Origin of the sequence: Sphingobacterium sp. UBA1897 (genome assembly GCF_002337775.1) — a bacterium.
GTDB lineage: Bacteria > Bacteroidota > Bacteroidia > Sphingobacteriales > Sphingobacteriaceae > Sphingobacterium > Sphingobacterium siyangense.
Genome location: NZ_DDGR01000018.1, coordinates 147,394 through 166,008, shown reverse-complemented (window position 1 = coordinate 166,008; position 18,615 = coordinate 147,394). Strand labels below are relative to the sequence as shown.

13 protein-coding genes are annotated in these 18,615 nt (G+C 41.8%); 10 read left to right on the top strand and 3 right to left on the bottom strand.

From position 1 onward, the window contains the following. Nucleotides 1-70: 70 nt before the first annotated feature. From B4N43_RS09000 to B4N43_RS08955, 10 genes are all read left to right on the top strand, one after another. A complete protein-coding gene (locus B4N43_RS09000) occupies nt 71-1,741 on the top strand; it encodes a glycoside hydrolase family 28 protein (protein WP_075990271.1) in 1,671 nt (556 codons plus the stop codon). A 7-nt stretch (nt 1,742-1,748) separates the two neighbouring features. Continuing rightward, entirely contained in the window at nt 1,749-3,665 is a 1,917-nt protein-coding gene (locus B4N43_RS08995) for a glycoside hydrolase family 88 protein (RefSeq protein ID WP_145328780.1), read from the top strand. 5 nt (nt 3,666-3,670) lie between these two features. Next, on the top strand, nt 3,671-4,708 hold the full coding sequence (gene pelA / locus B4N43_RS08990; protein ID WP_075994551.1) for a pectate lyase: 1,038 nt from the start codon (nt 3,671-3,673) through the stop codon (nt 4,706-4,708). A gap of 42 nt (nt 4,709-4,750) precedes the next feature. Continuing rightward, the gene (locus B4N43_RS08985; RefSeq protein WP_286734255.1) at nt 4,751-6,238 is read left to right on the top strand and encodes a tagaturonate reductase; all 1,488 of its coding nucleotides are present in this window, start codon (nt 4,751-4,753) and stop codon (nt 6,236-6,238) included. Nucleotides 6,239-6,250: 12 nt separating this feature from the next. Continuing rightward, on the top strand, nt 6,251-7,897 hold the full coding sequence (locus tag B4N43_RS08980; RefSeq protein WP_286734253.1) for a UxaA family hydrolase: 1,647 nt from the start codon (nt 6,251-6,253) through the stop codon (nt 7,895-7,897). Between the two features lie 14 nt (nt 7,898-7,911). Beyond that, the gene (gene uxaC, locus B4N43_RS08975) at nt 7,912-9,312 is read left to right on the top strand and encodes a glucuronate isomerase (RefSeq protein WP_088163289.1); all 1,401 of its coding nucleotides are present in this window, start codon (nt 7,912-7,914) and stop codon (nt 9,310-9,312) included. Between the two features lie 5 nt (nt 9,313-9,317). Beyond that, nucleotides 9,318-10,343, top strand: coding sequence for a sugar kinase (locus tag B4N43_RS08970; protein ID WP_232475639.1), 1,026 nt, complete (start codon nt 9,318-9,320; stop codon nt 10,341-10,343). Beyond that, nucleotides 10,340-10,984: a bifunctional 4-hydroxy-2-oxoglutarate aldolase/2-dehydro-3-deoxy-phosphogluconate aldolase gene (locus B4N43_RS08965; RefSeq protein ID WP_075990277.1), complete on the top strand. Its 645-nt coding sequence runs from the start codon at nt 10,340-10,342 to the stop codon at nt 10,982-10,984. The genes B4N43_RS08970 and B4N43_RS08965 overlap by 4 nt, the downstream gene beginning before the upstream one ends. A gap of 100 nt (nt 10,985-11,084) precedes the next feature. Continuing rightward, nucleotides 11,085-12,521 (top strand): MFS transporter, encoded by a 1,437-nt coding sequence (locus B4N43_RS08960; RefSeq protein WP_376749075.1) that lies wholly within the window; start codon nt 11,085-11,087, stop codon nt 12,519-12,521. Nucleotides 12,522-12,592: 71 nt separating this feature from the next. Next, nucleotides 12,593-14,212 (top strand): NADP-dependent glyceraldehyde-3-phosphate dehydrogenase, encoded by a 1,620-nt coding sequence (locus B4N43_RS08955; RefSeq protein ID WP_286734251.1) that lies wholly within the window; start codon nt 12,593-12,595, stop codon nt 14,210-14,212. A gap of 211 nt (nt 14,213-14,423) precedes the next feature. Here the strand turns inward: B4N43_RS08955 and B4N43_RS08950 are convergent, their stop codons facing one another. From B4N43_RS08950 to B4N43_RS08940, 3 genes are all read right to left on the bottom strand, one after another. Further along, nucleotides 14,424-15,191 (bottom strand): rhamnogalacturonan acetylesterase, encoded by a 768-nt coding sequence (locus tag B4N43_RS08950; protein WP_075990279.1) that lies wholly within the window; start codon nt 15,189-15,191, stop codon nt 14,424-14,426. 68 nt (nt 15,192-15,259) lie between these two features. Beyond that, nucleotides 15,260-16,816 (bottom strand): DUF5123 domain-containing protein, encoded by a 1,557-nt coding sequence (locus B4N43_RS08945; RefSeq protein WP_286734248.1) that lies wholly within the window; start codon nt 16,814-16,816, stop codon nt 15,260-15,262. A gap of 15 nt (nt 16,817-16,831) precedes the next feature. Next, entirely contained in the window at nt 16,832-18,613 is a 1,782-nt protein-coding gene (locus tag B4N43_RS08940; RefSeq protein ID WP_088163293.1) for a RagB/SusD family nutrient uptake outer membrane protein, read from the bottom strand. Between the last annotated feature and the right edge of the window lie 2 nt (nt 18,614-18,615).

Below are 18,615 nucleotides of genomic sequence, written 5' to 3'. Positions count from 1 at the left end.
CATCCAAGTTAGGGACAAAGAATGTACAATTGCTTTTACAAATAACCATTTTTAAACCAAAATGTAAAAAATGAATTCGTTTAAAAAGCACTATTCACGTACATTGAAATCCGCTCTTGCATTGCTTCTCGTGCTACCACAGCTGTGTATAGCCCAAGAGCCTGCCCGTCCTATCGTACAACAGGTCGAATTTAAGAAAGACACGTTAAATATCGGCAATTATGGCGCGAAAGGTGACGGTCAATTTCTTAATACGGCTTCAATCAATCAAACTATCCGTAGATGTAGCGAAACTGGTGGCGGTGTTGTACTAATCCCCGCTGGAATTTGGTTGACAGGACCTATTGAAATGCAGAGCAATGTAAACCTGCACCTCAAACGAGATGCCGTACTGCTTTTCACCAAGGACTTCGATCAATATAAGCTTGTTGAATCTAATTGGGAAGGTGAGCCGGCCTGGCGCAATCAAAATCCGATATCGGGCAAGAACCTATATAATATCGCAATTACGGGCGATGGCATTATTGATGGCAATGGAGATGCCTGGAGGATGGTTAAAAAGAACAAACTAACCGCATCGCAATGGAAAAATCTCGTTGCATCGGGTGGCACTGTCGACACCACCAATGAGATCTGGTACCCCTCCGCAAGTTCGCTGAAAGGTTCGCAAGAAAAGAAAGCTGGGGTTATTCGTCCCGGCACAACAATCGATGATTTCAAAGATGTCAAGGATTTTTTAAGACCCAATCTTTTGGTATTCACAGACTGTAAAAAAGTATTGTTAGAAGGAGTAACGATACAAAACTCACCGGCATGGAATATACACCCTTTACTATGTGAAGACCTAACCTTACGCAAGCTCTCGGTTCGTAACCCCTGGTATGGCCAAAATGGCGATGGTGTAGATGTGGAGTCTTGCAAAAATGTCCTCATAGAAGACTGTACATTTGATGTTGGCGATGACGGCATATGCATTAAGTCTGGACGTGATAAAGCTGGGCGTGACCGTGGCAGGCCAACCGAAAATGTAATTATCCGCAATAACGTTGTGTATCATGCACATGGCGGATTTGTAATCGGAAGCGAGATGAGTGGTGGTGCCCGTAATATTTGGGTGGAAGATTGCTCGTTTATTGGGACTGATATCGGACTTCGCTTCAAAACGACAAGAGGTCGTGGAGGAGTTGTAGAAAACATCTTCATCAACAATATCAATATGGTTGATATCCCAGGCGAAGCGATTCTATTTGACATGTATTATGCGGCTGTAGATCCGGTTCCATTGGCAGGAGAAAAGAGGTCTGCTGTAAAAACAGTCACGCTTCCGGTTACAGAAGAAACACCGCAATTCAAAAACTTTTATATCAAAAATATCGCAGCGAAAGGAGCATCAAAAGGAATTTTCTTACGCGGTCTCCCCGAAATGCATATTCAGCAGATCTGGATAGAAAATGCAACCTTGGAGGCCAATAAAGGCATAGAAATCATTGAAGCTTCTCAGGTCAATCTGAAAAATATCACTTTAAAAACGACAGAAAATAATCCGTTGATCGCCATAAGTAATAGCACTGCGATAAATCTAGATCATATCCAAGCATTAGAAGCTCCTGAACTATATATCGAGGTCGCGGGTGAGAAAAGCAGTAATATCCATCTTTCGAAATCCAACACAAGAACTGCCAAGACTGTCAGTCAGTTTACAGCCGGAAGTACGGACAAATCCTTAACAATCAAAAATTAGGCCCCTGATGAGAAAGTTATTTTTAATTCTTTTAAACCTTACAGCACTTGTTCCATTTTCAGGGTTTGGCCAACAAAAGCCTTTTTCCGAACAAATGGCCAACACTGTACTTGAACAGCTCTATCCGGATTCATTATTCAACAGGACCGACAAATTTCCAAAATGGTCATACGATATGGGGGTTATTTTTGAAGGCCTGACAGATGTATGGCGCAATACTGCAGATGCCGATTATTTTAACTATATGCAATCGCGCATGGATGCCTACCTCAGCATTCCGGATTCAATTAAGAACTATCATGCGCAGGATTTTAATATTGACAATATTAAAAATGGTACCACCCTATTAACACTTTACAAAGTAACCGGTAAAGAAAAATATCTGAAGGCCTGCCACCAATTATATGCACAGCTTCAAAAGCATCCGCGCACACATGAAGGTGGATTTTGGCATAAGAAAATTTATCCTTACCAAATGTGGCTAGATGGCTTATATATGGGCCAGCCTTTCTATGCGGAATATGCTAGCCTGATGAATATTCCTGCCGCCTTTGACGATATCGCCAACCAGTTTAGCTACATGGAAAAAAATGCCCGTGACGCGAAAACAGGCCTGCTGTATCATGGCTGGGATGAATCAAAAAAGGAACGCTGGTCGGACCCCAAAACAGGCCTATCGCCACACTTTTGGGCTAGGGGTATGGGTTGGTATGTCATGGCGCTTGTTGATGTATTGGACTATTTCCCAGCGGAGCATCCTCGTAGACAAGAACTCATTGCAATCTTAAACAGAACGTTATCGGCAGTCGTCAAGTACCAAGATGGCAAAACCGGCGTTTGGTATGACATTGTGGACCTGGGTACAAGAAAAGGAAATTACCTGGAATCTTCGGCCTCCAGTATGTTTGTATTTGCATTGGCAAAATCATTACGCAAAGGTTATATCCCGGCTTCATTTCAGCAAAATCTGGATCGGGGCTACCAAGGGCTTGTAAAAGAATTCATCACCCCTGCTGGAGAAAACCGTGTCAATCTCACAAAGACTGTCCAAGTTTCCGGTCTAGGCGGAAAACAATATCGCGATGGTAGTTTCGAATATTACATGAGTGAACCCGTTATTACCAATGATCCCAAGGGAGTCGGTGCTTTTATCCTAGCGGCGTCCGAAGTTGAATTTGGAAAGGAACAAAAAGGAAAAAAAAGACGCACGGTTACATTGGACAATTATTTCAATAACGAATATAAAAAGACTGCATCGGGGGAAATTAAACCCTACCACTATCTTTGGGATGGTGACGACAACAACGGATTTTCCCTATTGGGTAGGGTATTTGAAAAAAATGGCGGTCAATTAAACACATTACGGACAGCACCTACAGTACAGAATCTCTCAAAATCCAACGTCTACATCATCGTAGACCCCGACACGGAGAAAGAAACTGAGCATCCGCATTTTATGAATGAAACCGACGCCCAACAAATTACGCAATGGGTTAAACAGGGCGGAGTACTCGTTCTTTTATTAAATGATAGCGGTAACTGCGAAATCAGCAAATTCAATACCCTCGCACGAAAATTTGGCATCACATTCCATGAGGATAGTCGCAACCGGGTGAAAGGAAATGACTTTCAGACGGGCGCAATTGCTATTCCAAAAGGTAATGCCGTATTTCCGAATACGGCCCAAATATATATCAAGGAAATCTCAACATTACAGGTAAACGCTCCCGCCCAAGCATTGATTCAAGATCATGGGGATACCATCATTGCTACGGCAAAATATGGAAAAGGTACTGTATTTGCCATTGGAGATCCTTGGTTATATAATGAATATACCGATGGAAGAAAGCTCCCTAAGGAATATGAAAACTTTACTGCAGCGAATGATTTAGTGCAATGGTTATTCAAACAGATCAACAACTAGAGACCATGAGAAAGACAATTATGCTGAGTTTCATCGCGGTATCAGTGTTTCATCATTACTGTATTGGACAGACCGTGCCCACCAAAGATTCATTGGCCGAAAAGATGCTTCAGTACCAGCTATCAAATGGAGCATGGCCCAAGCAGTTGTTCGACAAAAGTGTGGTCGATTACAGACTTCCATTAACAAAAGAGCTCTTGCAAAAGGTCAAGAAAACAGCTATTGATCATGCCACACTCGACAACAGTGCAACAACCCGGGAAATAACTGGATTGGTCAAGGCTTTTAAGCTTACTCAGAATAAGGCTTATTTGACTGCCGCAGAAAAAGGTATTGCCTATATTTTATCGGCTCAATATGAGAATGGCGGATTTCCACAGTACTACCCAAATAAATCACTCTATAGAGCTGAGATAACCTACAACGATAATGCAATGATCAATGCATTACTGGTGCTTTACAAAGTCGCCAATAAGCAAGACGGATTTGAGGCTATCAATCCCATATTTGTGTCAAAAGCACAAAAAGCGGTAGAAAAGGGCATAGCCTGTATCCTGAAAACACAGGTCATGCAAGACGGAAAAAGGAGTATCTGGGCTGCGCAATACGATCAGAACACGTTAAAGCCCGCTCAGGCAAGAAAGTTTGAACCTGCCGCATTAAGCACAAGTGAATCTGTTGCCATCGTCCGCTTTCTCATGCTGCAGCCTGCAACGGCTGAAATTAAGCAAGCCATCGAAGATGCAGTACACTGGTTTGAGCAACATGATATCGAAGGTTACCGCTTCGACCGTGTACAAGATAAGCTGACTGGAAAATATCAACGGCAGCTTGTCGCCGATGGGACTTCCACGATTTGGGCGCGATTTTATAATCTCGAAGACAACCGTCCTTTGTTTGGAGATCGGGACGACACAATCAAATACAACTTTGAGGAGGTTTCAGAGGAGCGTAGAAATGGCTATGCCTGGTTCGGCAACTGGCCGGAAAAGCTGATCCAAAAGGAGTATCCAAAGTGGAAAAAACAATACAAAATTCAATAATAAAACGAGCAGATGTTACTGACACAACATACTATACAAACGATGAGCACTGACCTGGTGAATAAACCGACGGCAGCGTCCTTCGCATATCCAGAAAAGATTCTTCAATTTGGCACCGGTGTATTACTCAGAGGCCTCCCGGATTATTTTGTCCATAAAGCAAATCAACAAAACCTGTTTTGCGGCAGAATACTGGTTGTAAAGTCAACAAGCTCGGGCGGTGCTGATGCCTTCGAACAACAGGACAACCTATACACATTATCCATTAAAGGTATAGAAGACGGTGAAGAGATTTCACAATATGAAATCAATAATTCGATTTCCCGTGTATTGGCGGCCAACCAACATTGGTCAGAAATATTAAAAAGCGCCGAAAATCCGGATCTTGAAATTGTCTTCTCCAACACCACCGAAGTCGGCATTGTTATGAGTGAAGACCGCATCAGTGACGCACCACCGGCTTCTTTCCCGGGTAAACTTTTGGCTATTCTCTATCGGAGATTTGTTTACTTCAATGCGGATAAAAACAAGGGCTTAACCGTCGTCCCTAGCGAATTGATTACCGACAATGGAACTAAACTGAAATCAATCATCACAGCCTTGGCTAAGCTGAATGAGCTTCCAGAAGAGTTTATGGACTGGCTTGATACCGCCAATGATTTTTGTAACACGCTAGTCGATCGTATCGTTCCCGGAGCATTGCCGCTAGCGGAATACACGAAAACCTGCGCTTTACTGGGCTACGAAGATCAATTGATGATTATGGCCGAACCCTTTCGCTTATGGGCGATAGAAGCGACTTCTGAACGTATACAACAACGCCTGTCCTTTGCATTGGCAGATCCGAATGTCATGTTGGTTCCATCAATTGAAAAGTACAAGGAAATCAAACTAAGGCTGCTCAATGGAACGCATACTTTAAGTTGTGCCCTTGCCCTTCTTGCGGGCTTCGAAACTGTAAAGGAGGCCATGCAAAATGCTGCATTCAATCAATTTATACGTCTTTTAATGCAGGATGAAATTGGTCCCGCCATTTTAAGCGACACTATTTCAGTCGCGGACATCAACGATTTTTCATCCAAAGTCATCGATCGCTTTGCCAATCCGCATCTGGAACATAAATGGGAATCCATTGCTTTAAATTATAGCTCAAAAATGGCAATGCGCAATATTCCCTTGCTAAAAAAATGGTATACAACACACCACGAAGCTCCACAACTCTTCGCCCTTGGATTTGCGGCTTATCTCTATCTACTAAAATCCACGCTGAACGGTGCTCAGTATGAGCAATTGATTAATGGACGAACAGTCGTGCTTCAGGATGAGTCTGCACCAATATTACATACCGCTTGGTGCAATCCAGATACACTTGTCCATACCGTGCTTTCAGCTACGGATTTATGGGGGACCAATTTAACAGAGTTCCCTCATTTTGAAGAAACAGTCAACCAAAAATTGCAACAGATCATTGAAAAAGGGGCATTAAAGGCACTCGAAATTTCATCAGTTCTTGACAATAAAAAAGTATAAATAGCGCTACAGATGAAAAACAACGTATTAAAGATACATCCCAAAGACAATGTTTTAGTCGCCTTACAAGATCTCAAAAAAGGTGATGCAATTTCTTTTGAGGGTATACAATATATTCTACAGGAAGATATTCCGGCCAAGCATAAATTTTTTATGCAGGATATGCACTTTGGTGACGAAATCTATATGTATGGGGTTCTCGTGGGAAAAGCACAATTTGATATCCCACAGGGAAGCATCATGAATACCGACAACACCAAACATGCAGCTGAACCTTACCATTTTCGGCCTTCACATTATCACTGGGAAAAGCCTGACGTTTCAAAGTTTGAAGGAAGAACTTTCAATGGTTACCTCCGTCCGGACGGTCGTGTTGGCACCTCGAATTACTGGTTATTTATCCCAACCGTTTTTTGCGAAAACCGAAATCTTGATGTTATCAAAGAGGCATTATACAATGAGCTTGGTTATTCAGTCACTGGAAAATACAAGAACTTCACCCATCAGCTGTTAAAAGCTTATGAAAAGGGTGAAACACTAGACCTGTCCTCACTCGGGCAGCTAAACACAATTACGGAGCAATCGGATCGTGTATTCAGAAACGTAGATGGGATCAAATTTTTAAACCATCAGGGGGGCTGTGGTGGAATCCGACAAGATGCTGCCATCTTGAGTAAGTTACTTGCCGCTTATGCCGACCATCCGAATGTCGCCGGTATTACGGTATTGAGTCTGGGCTGCCAAAATTTGCAGCTGAACGATCTCGTCAACGACATTAAGCTGCGTAATCCAGGATTTGACAAACCATTGTACTTATTTGAACAGCAACAATCAAAAAGTGAGGAGCAACTGCTGAAAGAGGCGATACTACAGACTTTTGTAGGGCTGACAGAAATTAATAAACTTGGAAGACAGCCGGTACCATTGAGCAAATTAACCTTGGGTGTAAAATGCGGTGGTAGTGATGGATTCAGTGGTATTTCGGCCAATCCGGCTGTTGGTTATACGGCCGATCTTCTGGTTGCCCTTGGTGGAAAAGTACTGTTGGCTGAATTTCCAGAATTATGTGGTGCCGAGCAAAACTTAATAGACCGCACCATCGATCCGAAGGCTGCCAATAAATTCATTGACCTGATGACCGCCTATAGCAATGCTGCCGAGGCTGTTGGTTCGGGTTTTTATATGAATCCATCTCCAGGCAATATTCGTGATGGACTTATCACTGATGCGATAAAAAGCAATGGTGCCGCGAAAAAGGGAGGAACCTCCCCTGTTGTTGATGTTTTGGACTACACCGAGGAAGCAACAAAACCCGGTCTTAATTTGGTCTGTACCCCCGGAAATGATGTGGAAGCGACCACAGGGAAAGCTGCTGCAGGCGCAACACTTATCTTATTCACAACGGGTTTAGGTACGCCTACAGGCAACCCTATTTGCCCAGTTATCAAAGTAGCAACGAATAATGTCCTAGCAACCAGAATGGCCGACATTATCGATATCAATACCGGCCCTATTATAGACGGTGAGAAATCGATTCAAACCATGGGCGAAGACATTTTAGAATATTGTATCAAAGCAGCTAGTGGTGAAATAGCACCTAAGGCTGTTCAATTAAACCAAGACGATTTCATACCTTGGAAAAGAGGTGTGAGTTTATAAAAATAGAATATTGTATGAAAGCTTTTTTAGACGACAACTTTTTATTAAACACAAAAACAGCAGAACAGCTGTATCACAGCTATTCAAAGCATTTGCCGATCATTGATTATCATAATCACTTGATTCCTGAACAAATCGCTAATAATGTAAAATTCGACAATATTAGTCAGGTCTGGTTACATGGCGATCATTACAAATGGCGGGCCATGCGGGCCAATGGTGTCAATGAGCGTTATATTACAGGTGATGCTTCCGATGAGGAAAAATTTATCAAGTGGGCAGAAACTGTTCCTTATACATTGCGCAACCCATTACACCATTGGACACACCTTGAACTGCAACGCTATTTTGGCATCACAGATTTGTTGTCACCAAAGACGGCTGCCAGGATATATGCCGATACAGGCGCTTTGTTACAACAAGACAGCCATTCCGTTCGCGGCTTACTGAAAATGATGAAGGTTGAAGTGGTTTGTACCACTGACGATCCTATCGATAGCCTCGAGTTTCACCAACAATTTGCAAAAGAAAAGGAGTCGTTCAAGATGCTTCCGGCTTTTCGTCCGGATAAAGCAATGAACTCGGATGATATCATTGCACTGAATCAATATATCGATAAATTGGAAGCGGTCAGCGACATGCAGATCAGTAGCTTCGGTGATTACTTAAATGCGCTAAAAACAAGACATGATTTTTTTGCTGTCAACGGATGTAAAGTATCAGATCACGGCTTGGAACAAATTTATGCAGAAGATTATACTGAACAGGAAATCGTGACGATCTTTGATAAGATTCGTACAAAAAAGGAAATCTCTCCGACCGAAAATCTGAAATTCAAATCTGCGATGTTGATTTATTTTGCAGAATGGGACCATGAAAAGGGCTGGGTTCAGCAGTACCACCTAGGAGCTTTACGCAACAATAATGCCCGTATGCATCGTTTGATCGGACCTGATACTGGTTGGGATTCGATCGGAGATTTTAGTCAGGCACGTGCATTGTCAAAATTTTTGAATAAATTAGACAATCAAGATAAGCTAACCAAGACCATCTTGTATAATCTCAATCCTGCCGACAATGAACTTATTGCAACCATGATCGGGAATTTCAACGATGGATCAATTAAGGGAAAAATCCAGTTTGGCTCGGCTTGGTGGTTTCTGGACCAAAAAGACGGCATGACAAAACAAATCAACACACTGTCAAATATGGGTTTATTGAGCCGTCTCGTTGGTATGTTGACAGATTCTAGAAGCTTCCTTTCATTTCCAAGGCATGAATATTTCAGAAGATTGTTGTGCGACATCTTCGGACAGGACATTGAAAAGGGAGAGATACCACATGATATCGAATGGGTAGGGAAAATCATAACAGATATCAGCTATAATAACGCAAAAGAATATTTTGAATTTTAATGAACATGCAGGGTAAAGTTTTAAGCTTTGGAGAATTGTTGTTGCGGATCTGTCCCGACATCGAACAAGATTGGATTGAACAACACCAGTTGCCTTTTTACGTCGGCGGGGCCGAGCTGAATGTAGCCACAGCCTTGGCGTTGTGGAATGTACCATCATCCTACTTATCTGCAATTCCTCAAAATGCCATCTGTGAAGGTATTGATAGCTACCTGAAACGCAGAAATATAGACACATCAGCGATGCAATGGACTGGCGAACGATTAGGTATTTACTATCTCCCAAAAGGAAAAGATCTAAAAAATGCGGGGGTCATTTATGATCGCGCAAACTCATCGTTTGCAAACCTCAAAGTGGGCAGTATTGATTGGGAAGAGATTTTTGCCGATGTCAAATGGTTTCATTTTTCAGCCATCTGTCCTGCAATTAGTCAAGATATTGCTGACCTATGCCTGGAAGCTGTTAAAAAAGCACAAGAGAAGGCAATCTTTGTATCATTGGACCTTAATTACCGCGCTAAACTGTGGAAATATGGAAAGACACCAAAAGAGATTATGCCCGAAATTGCCAAGTATTGTAATTTAATCATGGGGAATATCTGGGCTGCACACCAAATGCTCGGCACACAGCTAGATGATAAGTTCCTAACTTCTTCTTCCGGGTATCAGGAAGAAGATTTACTGGCACAGGCAGATCGTACAAGTAAAGAGATCATTTCCGTGAATCCGATTTGTCAATATGTGGCCAACACCTTTCGTTTTGACTATCAAAGCAAAGGGATCAAGTATTATACCACACTATTTGACAAAGACAGCCTGATTAAATCAACGGAATATACAGCCGAAGAAATTTTGGATAAGGTAGGTAGTGGAGATTGCTTTATGGCAGGGCTGATTTATGGCTTATACTCCAACCTTTCTCCGCAGGAGACCTTAGCGTTTGCAACACTTGCCGCATTCGATAAACTATTCATCGCGAGCGATGCTACAACAAGTACAGTGGAAGACATAAAAAATAGAATGATAGCATGAATTTGAAAGAGATTGTATTAGAGAAAATTATAGCGCAAGGGACACTTCCTTTGTTTTTCCACCACGATAAAGCCGAAAGTATCGAGATTCTGCGAACCCTATATCAGGCAGGTATACGTGTTTTTGAATTTACAAATCGAGGCCCCGAAGCATTGGATGTTTTTGAAAGTTTAGTTGCTGCAAGAAACCTCGACATGCCTGACCTTTATTTAGGTATTGGCACCATCAAGTCAGTTGACGAAGCCCAACAATTTCTACAGATTGGAGCAGATTTTATTGTTTCTCCTATTGTAAATCCGCTAGTCGGTTCCCTTGTACATGAACAGCATAAGCTATGGATTCCGGGCTGTATGACCCCCACAGAAATCTATACCGCACAACAGCAAGAGGCCGCACTTATCAAATTGTTTCCTGCAAATATACTAGGCCCTGCCTTTATGTCGTCGATACGCGAGCTCTTTAAAGGGCAGAAATTTATGCCGACGGGGGGCGTAGAAATCGAAATGGAGAATTTAAAGGCATGGTTCAAATCGGGGGTTTGCGCAGTAGGCATGGGCAGCAAGTTAATTGATCCCAAAGACACAAGCAATTTATTTGAAAACACTAAAAAAGCACTTGAATTTGTCTCAAAAGCACGGTAAAGGTCTTTATATCGTGAGTTCAGAAAGATCATACTGAAGAACACTTAATTGACAACAGGCAACAGACACGTATACTAAAAAATAAACTATTAAACCCATTATGATTAACACGGAGAAAAAGGGTAATTACCGTTGGGTGATATGCTCGCTACTATTTTTTGCTACCACAATCAATTACCTGGATCGACAGGTGCTGTCCTTAACCTGGAAAGACTTTATTAGTCCTGAATTTCATTGGACAAATACAGACTATGGCAACATCACCGCATTATTTTCGATCTTTTATGCCATCAGTATGCTTTTTGCAGGTCGCTTTGTGGATTGGATGGATACAAAAAAAGGCTTTTTGTGGGCGATCGGAATCTGGTCTATTGGCGCGATATTACATGCATTCTGTGGTATAGCCACTTCAGGTATCGTCGCCGGTGAATGGTTCGTCGGTTTCGAAGGCGCAAAAGAGGCAATTTCTCATGTTAACAATGTGGGTTTAGTAATGAGTGTGAGTGTCAATCTATTTATTTTTGCCCGCTTTGTTCTCGCTGTCGGCGAGGCTGGTAACTTTCCAGCCGCGATTAAAGCTACAGCAGAGTATTTTCCCAAAAAAGACCGGGCGCTGTCTACGAGTATTTTCAATTCAGGGGCAACCATAGGAGCATTGGCAGCACCCTTAACCATCCCTGTCATCGCAGCACATTGGGGTTGGGAAATGTCTTTCATCATTATAGGCGCCCTTGGATTTGTCTGGATGGGTTTTTGGATTTTTCTTTATAAGAAGCCACATGAAAACCCGAAAGTAAATGCCGCTGAATTGGCTTACATTCATCAAGATGATCATGAAACAGAACAAACCGGAGTAACCAAACAACCGCGAACTACCATATCGGAATGTTTAAAATACAAGCAAACGTGGGCTTTCGTCTTTGGTAAATTCATGACTGATGGTGTTTGGTGGTTCTTCTTATTTTGGATGCCGGCCTATCTCTCTGCTGTATACGATATCAAATCATCAGATACCGAAGGGCAATTGGCTATCTTCGTTTTATATGCCATTACCATGTTGTCTATTTATGGCGGGTGGCTACCAACCTATTTTGTTGACAAAAAAGGAATGAATGCTTATGAGGGCCGCATGAAAGCCATGTTGTTATTTGCTTTTGTACCCTTGGTTGTACTTTTCGCCCAACCCCTAGGTCATATTTCCTATTGGATACCTGTCATTTTGATCGGTTTTGCCGGAGCTGCACACCAATCTTGGTCTGCGAATATTTTTTCGACTATTGGTGATTCTTTTCCCAAACGTGCCATTGCGACTGTTACAGGAATCGGAGGGCTTGCAGGGGGGGTAGGAGCCTTTATCATCAACAAAACGTCCGGGTGGTTATTTGATTATGCAAAAGAAACTCAGCTGGTCTTTATGGGCTTTAAAGGAGAAGAGGCAGGATACTTCATTATCTTTTCTTTCTGTGCCATAGCATATTTAATTGCATGGGTTGTAATGAAAACACTCGTACCTAAACTTATTTTAATAAAAAATTAACATATATTGCAAAATTTACAGTATATTAGCAATATCTTTATAAATATCAATCTAAACCATTTTTAAAAACAATGAGCTTAAACTTAGAAAGTATTTTCTATGAGGAGAAAGACATTCCCGCAGAATTTACACTAGACGAACAGGTCGATCAAAGAGAGTTCCTTTCCAATGGAGAAATGATTTCTTGGACGGGTCAAGTAAACGAGGTATTTTCACCAATCTGTGTGAAGACTAAGGATGGCTTGAAACGTAAGCGCATCGGTAGTTTTCCTGTTTGTACTGAAAAAGAGTCCATGGAAGCCTTAGACGCTGCTGTAAAAGCATACGACAATGGCCGTGGAGAATGGCCGACAATGAGCGTTGCCGATCGTATTACTTGTGTCGAAAATTTCACACAAAAGATGATTGCCAAAAAGGACATTGTTGTCAAGCTTATTATGTGGGAAATTGGCAAATCCTACGCAGACTCTGTAAAAGAGTTTGATCGTACTGTAGAATACATCTATGCAACGATCGATGCATTGAAAGATATAGACCGCGATTCTTCACGTTTTCAGATCGAGCAAGGTATCGTCGCCCAGATCAGAAGATCTCCATTAGGCGTCGTTCTTTGTATGGGTCCATTCAACTATCCATTGAATGAGACATTCACGACATTGATTCCGGCATTGATCATGGGAAATACCATGTTATTCAAACCACCTAAACATGGTACTTTATTGCATTATCCTTTATTAGAAGCTTTTAGGACCAGCTTCCCTAAAGGTGTTGTCAATACAATCTATGGCCGTGGCAACAAGATTGTTCCTAGCTTAATGCAATCAGGAAAGATCAATGTTTTGACGTTAATCGGTTCAAGCCGTGTTGCTGATGAACTTAAAAAATTGCATCCAAAAGTGAATCGCCTTCGCGCTATTCTTGGCTTGGACGCAAAAAACGCAGCAATTATTACAAAAGACGCAGATTTGAACCTCGCGGTTTCTGAAACCGTATTAGGATCACTCTCTTTCAATGGCCAACGTTGTACAGCATTAAAAATTATCTATGTACATCGCAGCTTAGCGCAAGAGTTCCTAAAACGTCTCTCTGCTGAAGTCGCAAAATTGAAATATGGAATGCCTTGGGAAAAGGGGGTATCATTGACTCCGCTTCCAGAAGTCAATAAACCAGCTTATTTAACTGAATGCATTGAAGATGCAAAAGCATATGGTGCAAAAGTCGTCAATGAGAATGGTGGTCAAGTTGCAGAATCGTTCTTCTATCCGGCAATTGTTTACCCTGTCAATTCACAGATGAAACTTTATAGAGAGGAACAATTTGGGCCAGTTATCCCAGTCGTTCCTTTTGACGACCTTGAAGAACCTATCGAGTACTTAATCGGATCTTCGCACGGACAACAAGTAAGTATTTTTAGTAATAATGCAGCGGTTGTTTCATCACTTATTGATCCACTGGTCAATCAAGTGAGCCGCGTAAACATCAATTGTCAATGCCAACGCGGCCCAGATACTTTCCCTTTCACAGGTAGAAAGGACAGTGCTGAAGGAACCTTGTCAGTAGTTGATGCTTTACGGTCATTCTCTATACGTTCTCTAGTGGCTACAAAATTCACAGAGGAAAACAAGAAATTGTTAAATGAAATCGTGAGTGAAAATGAATCAAATTTCTTAAGTACGAAATATATTTTCTAGTATACGGCTGATATCAAAAAGCGACATCGAAATAATCGATGTCGCTTTTTTTCTGAAAGTGTCTGATTGTATTGGCTAGAAAGAACCTTCAGTTCGCTTTCATTGCGGTTGGTATCGGCGAAATCATGAAGGCTTTCTATGAAAATCCCTTCCCCAGTCAATCAAATTGATTTGAGTTTACAATTCTTTCTGATTTTATACCGTCTTAAAGTTACTTCAGCACCAGATTATTCTGAATAGTTAACTGCAACTCGCGAATGCCCTCGGCAACAAGCTTTGCCACTTCACTTGCCCCGAAAGTATTCAGATGTGTATCATCTTTCTTTCCCTGCGGATAGTTCCGATCTCCGCTTTCTACATGCAAAAACAATTTTTTACTTCCTTCGTCGCCATAAGACTGTACAAGTTTTGTCGTCTTATCCTCCATATCAATATAAGCTGTTTGCGTATCTGCAGCCACCTTACGGATAATAGCCGGATATTCGCCATGTGTTTTAATGAGCAGGCCATTTTCAAATTTACGTCGTGCGATAGGTGTCAAAAGAATCGGAATTCCTCCCTTTTCTCGCGTTTGCTTGATATAAAAGATCAAATTCTGCTCAAACTCTTCCAAAGAAGTGCCTACATTGGGCTTATCGACTTTTTCGTCATTATGTCCAAACTGGATGAAAACATAATCTCCGCGACGGAGGTTTTCAAAAATAGGTTCCCAATGATTAACAATGCTCCCGTCTTTGCCTATATCTTGTTTAAAGGATTTAGAACTGCGGCCATTTAATGCGCGATTATCGACCTTCACCTGCTGGTCAAACAGCTTTGCAAAAGCCATTCCCCAACCAGTTTCTGGAAAGGTGCGTTTGTCCTTATTTGCAGCTGTTGAATCGCCAATTATATAAATTGTGAGGGTTTGTTCTTGCTGTAAAGCAAGAAGGAAAATTACCATCACAAAGCCTGAAACAAGTATACTAATTTTTTTCATTGAACTTATAAGAAAGACACACGCCTTCTTAATTAAGCAGAAGGCGTGCGGTAATAACATAAAACATACTATTGACCCCATCTTGGATCACCAATACCATTATCCTTTAATGTTTGGTTTGTTAGTGTAAAGTCTCCTTTGGGGGCATCCTTGAATCCAGGATCCAATAGTGTATAGCCATTAGCACTAACATCATTTTTTACTCCAGAGGCAGAACTGTTATAGAAGTTTACCGCATCAAAGTAATTATTACTTTTGAGTTCGACCAGATTAGTTGCAGACTGATTAGCGGTCATTGCCAGTGACTTCACAATTAAATTTTTAGCGAATGTAATTTCATTCTTCGCTAAACGCACATAGAAGAAACGTTTAGTAGCATCTTGTATGACATTGTAAAAGGTATTATTATTCACTTTGATGATGCTTGTAATAGCCGGATAAGCTGTGGATCCACCTGCGTCCATCCGGATAAATTCCCGGTTCAAGACAGCATTGGAAACTGTATTATTTGTAAATTCAAAAATCCTCGCAATAGCTTTTCTAAAATCAATAAACTCATTTCCATTACCGACGATATTGTCAAAAATATTATTACTCATGCTTACGCTCTCTACCGAAGCATCGAAACTGCCATAAATAATCCCTTTCGGGTAGTTCATCAGCTTACTATCTTCTAGGCGAATACTTCCGAAAGCACCTGCCTGCAATGTAATGACACAGTTTCCCCCCGACTTATTTTCTCCATCAAGTATAAGATCTTTTAATGATAGTGATGCGCCCTTATCCAAATTAAAATAAGCAGATTTTACCAACGGGCGATCGGCGGGTTTCGCACCTTTGATAGCTATCGCTTTATCGATCAGTACATCAGCAGTGAGCGAATAGGTTCCTGGCATTAATGCGAGTACATCCCCTGCTTTGGCAGTTCCGATTACAGCAACGAGATCATCTGTGGGCTGCACAACAACTGCATCCCCCAAGTCAATCAATGTCGTGAATGTCGCTGATCCGCGGATCTTGTTTCCTTTCAATAGTGTCGCGGTGTAGGTTGTTTCTCCTACCAGACCTGTGACTGTTGCTTCCCCTGCAGCAATCTCTTGCGGTGTCACGGGATGGATAATATTCCCTGGGTTAATCGCGATGGCTGTCGCCTCCTCACCTGCGGTCCAATTTAGCAGAACAGAAGTTGCCTGGATTCCCTCCGGGCTAACAGGTTTCATAATCTGTTCTTCGTTGGTCTTAAAGGTAATGGTACTCCATTTGGAATCAGCCACCTCAGTTCCTACAGCCTTGATACGGGCAGAATAGTTTGTTGCTCCATCCAATCCAATAATCGTATAGGGAATCTGATCATTTGTGATCTCTTCAATTATCCTGACAGGACTCCCTTCAAAATTGAGTTCGCCATTAGCAAACAGTTCTATTGTATAACCTTTCGCTTCGGCATTTTTCTTCCAGGTCAATTGAACTCCTGTTTGATTAACGATTCGTGCGCTCACTCCTGTAGGAGAAAAATAACGGTCTGTCGTCAGTTCTGTTAGTTCTTTTACACGATCATCAGAACAGCTTATATTTGCGAATATAAGCCCAAGACCGAGATATAGCAATATATTGATTCTTTTCATTCTTATGCTTATTTTCTATTGAAAACTAAAACCATTATTATTCAACTTACCGTTGCTATTATCCAAAAAATACTGCCAAATAGGCCAAAATTGCTGTGTATTGGGATCGCGGAGGTATAAAGCATCCCAGAAGGTTGCCTGATCACTACTTGCTGCCATCGTCCATTTTTTTGAGGAAGTATATCCTGCCGCAGCGCCCACTGCATCTGTGTCGCCAAAATTTAAGCCATATATTTCCACTTTTTCACCATCAGCTGCTGTCTTGTAGTAGATATTGGCAGGCAATGCCGCATATTTACCCTGTCTATTCTCCAGCTGCTGTAACTTTTGTTTAGCTTCAGCCAACTTGACCCCTAGAAGATTCCAGCGGATCAAATCACCCTTACGCAACATTTCTCCCGTAAACTCCAATGCACGTTCGTTGACGAGGGCATGAAAGAAAACATCCTTACTTGTGGTGATTTGCTGCATATAAGCCGTTACTTTCTCCGGATTGTTTGGATAAGCCCGTTCACGGATCATTTTAAAATAAGGTGCCGCAGCATTTGGGCCATCCAATTCATTTATTGCCTCTGCTGCCATTAAAAGAACATCAGCATAGCGCATATACATCCAATTCAAACCATCATCATTGGTCGAAGTAACCACCCTCGACATCCACTCATAGCGATATTTCCCAAAATACCACTTACCGAGATTTGTTGGTACCTGTACACCACCCGTCCATTCATACGGGACACAGCTTACGTCACGGCGCACGTCTTCTTTCTCGTATTCGTAAAACATAATGGGATTCGGGCCATTTGTCCCGCCCTTATTTTGGCCAGTATACTTATCTGTTGTGGTATGTTTGACACCGAGGTCAAATATGACACGGCCACGGCCTTCACTAAAAGGGATCTCCCATAGTGATTCTAATCCAGCCTGTCCTTTCTCTTGGCATAGTGTCTTAAAAACTTCTTCAAAACCGAGAAGCTTTGCGGCGCCACTATTGATGATATCCAAACATTCTTTTTTTGCCAGCTCATACATCTTTTTCGACTCCAATTCAGGATCATTACTTTTACGAACCCCATCTGCCCGTTGAGAATAACCTCCGGCAGACAAAGCCAAACGAGCACGCAAGCCCTTAGCAAACGCTTTATTGATATGTTCAACATTGGATGTCTTTGCACTTTGGTTCGGCCAAGGCAGATAGTTTTGAGCTTCCTCCAGATCGGCCAGCAACTGCTTGTAAATTACATCACGATCGCTACGCTCGATATAGATTGACGCTGTACTCAATGGTTCGAAGCGAGCTGGTACATCGCCCCATGCTTTAACCAGATCATTATATACCACAGCCCTCAAAGTCAGGATTTCGCCTAGAATATAAGCCATCTCCGGGCGCTGCTCAATATTCCCATAACTACGCAGGCCCCTAATCGCTAAGTTAGCCCGCTCAATACCTTCATAAAATTTAGCCCAGGCATTGTTATCGGTATTCATTTGGGTATTATTCACGTTAGTATTATAATTTGACAATCGTGATTTTTCATCGCCAGGATTCTTCAGACTATTATTGACCTCTGCATCTGTGTTGATACCATAGAAGACCAAATATCTACCCCGATAGGAGTTTGTTTCACCAAAAGATTGAATAATTCCTGCAACAGCCCCTTCCGCGAGATCTTGGTTAGAAAATATAACCGACTCATCCAATGCAGATTTCGACGGTGCTTCCAATATTTTATTACAAGATGATACGGTTCCTGCAAATAATAAAGCCAAGGTTATATGCAATAGTGTTTTTTTCATAA